The sequence below is a fragment of the Streptomyces sp. NPDC034670 genome (assembly GCF_055574875.1).
Genome location: NZ_JBVITR010000004.1, coordinates 255,826 through 257,810 on the forward strand (window position 1 = coordinate 255,826; position 1,985 = coordinate 257,810).

A 1,985-nucleotide genomic window follows, 5' to 3' on the forward strand; every position below is an offset into this window, starting at 1 on the left:
TATCCCCCCCCCCCCCCCCCCCCCCCCCCCCCCCCCCCCCCCCCCCCCCCCCCCCCCCCCCCCCCCCCCCCCCCCCCCCCCCCCCCCCCCCCCCCCCCCCCCCCCCCCCCCCCCCCCCCGCCGCCGCAGGGAGGCGTACAGGTCGTGGGCGACCGAGGCCGAGGAGGCGAGCGTGACCCCGGCGACCACGGCGAGGATGGTGGCGAAGGCGACCGCGGCGACGATCGCGAAGAGCACCGTTCCGCCCGTGGAACCGGCCCCGCCGCCCAGGTCGAGCGCCAGGAGGGGCACCGCCGTGTTCCCGGACGCGTTCGAGTCGCGCACGGCGTCCGGGCCGACGAGGGCGGCGGCGCCGAATCCGAGCACGATCGTCATCAGGTAGAACCCGCCGATGAGCCCGATCGCCCAGACGACCGAGCGCCGTGCCGCCCGTGCCGTGGGGACGGTGTAGAAGCGGGACAGGATGTGCGGCAGCCCGGCCGTGCCGAGGACCAGCGCGAGTCCCAGGCTGATGAAGTCCAGCCGCGCGGTCCAGTCCCCGCCGTAGGCGAGCCCCGGTGCCAGGAACGCCTCCCCGTGACCGCTGCGCTCGGCCGCCGTGAGCAGCAGCCGGTTGAAGTCGCCGTGGAACCGCAGCAGGACCAGGAGGGTCAGCGCGACGGTGCCGCCGAGCAGCAGGACCGCCTTGACGATCTGGATCCACGTGGTGGCCCGCATGCCTCCCAGCGACACGTAGATCACCATGAGCGCCCCGACCCCGACGACGGTCCAGGTCCGCGCCGCCTCGCCGGTGCCCCCGAGCAGCAGGGCGACGAGGCTGCCCGCGCCCACCATCTGCGCCACCAGGTACAGGACGGAGACCGTGACCGACGAGGTTCCCGTCGCGATGCGCACCGGGCGTTCCCGCATGCGCGTCGCGACCACGTCGGCGAGCGTGAACCGCCCGCAGTTGCGCACCAGCTCGGCGACCAGGAACAGGACGACGAGCCAGGCCACCAGGAAGCCCACCGAGTAGAGCATCCCGTCGTAGCCGACGAGCGCGATGAGCCCGGAGATGCCGAGGAAGGAGGCGGCCGACATGTAGTCGCCCGCGAGGGCGAAACCATTCTCCATCGGGGAGAAGAGCCGGCCTCCGGCATAGAACTCCTCCGCCGAACCCCGCCGGTGGCGGCCCACCCACGTCGTGATGCCCAGCGTGACTGCGACGAACGCGCTGAACAGCAACAGGGCCGTCGTCTGGTGGTCGCCCGTCATGCCGCGCCGCCTCTCTCCCGCGCCAGCTCCTGGGTGTCCCAGCGCAGTTCCAGCGCCGCCCGGTCCCGGCGCAGCCGCGCGTGGCGCGCATAGGCCCAGGTGAGCAGGAAGGTGGACAGGAACTGCCCGAGCCCCGCCAGCATCCCCGCGTTCACCGCGCCCGCCACGGGCCGCGCCATCCACTCCGGCGCGGTCGTGGCCGTCACGACGTACGCCACGTACCAGGCGAGGAAGAGCACGACCGCCGGGATCACGAACCTCCGGTACCGGCTGCGCACCTCCCGGAAGGCCTCGCTGCGCTGGACCTCGAGGTAGACGTCGGCCACTGCCGGGGGCCGGTCCTCCCCCCGTGCCACGGGCACCGCCGCCGGCGCCCCCGCACCGGCCGACTCGCCCCAGCCCGAGGCGAGGGTGTCGTACCAGGGGTCGTACCTCAGGTCTCCGGCTCCCCCGCCGGGAACCGGGGGGCGGTCGTCGGCGTGCCCGACCGGACTCACGTGACCGTCCCCGCCCGTGCGGGGACGACCGTTGCTTGACTGCATGCCCAAGGATGGACAGAACGGGAAGATCCCTGACTCTTCTTCCCGTTCCCCTTCACCCCATCAGGTGATCCGGACCCCGCCGGAACACGCCCTAGAAGACTCATGAAGATCTTGGGGTTCTGGGGCCGCCGCGCCAAGGGGGGGGGGAAGGGCGGTTTTGGGGTGGGGGGGGGGGGGGGGGGGGGAAGG

At 74.0% G+C, this 1,985-nt stretch carries 1 protein-coding gene and 1 pseudogene; both read right to left on the reverse strand.

Translation table 11 applies throughout. The features are described from left to right. Positions 1-120: 120 nt before the first annotated feature. Positions 121-1,254 (reverse strand): annotated as a pseudogene (locus ACZ56B_RS04995) (solute symporter family protein); the annotation flags it as partial. Further along, a complete protein-coding gene (locus tag ACZ56B_RS05000) occupies positions 1,251-1,796 on the reverse strand; it encodes a DUF485 domain-containing protein (RefSeq protein ID WP_468786336.1) in 546 nt (181 codons plus the stop codon). The gene ACZ56B_RS05000 and the pseudogene ACZ56B_RS04995, both read right to left, overlap by 4 nt. Positions 1,797-1,985: the final 189 nt, after the last annotated feature.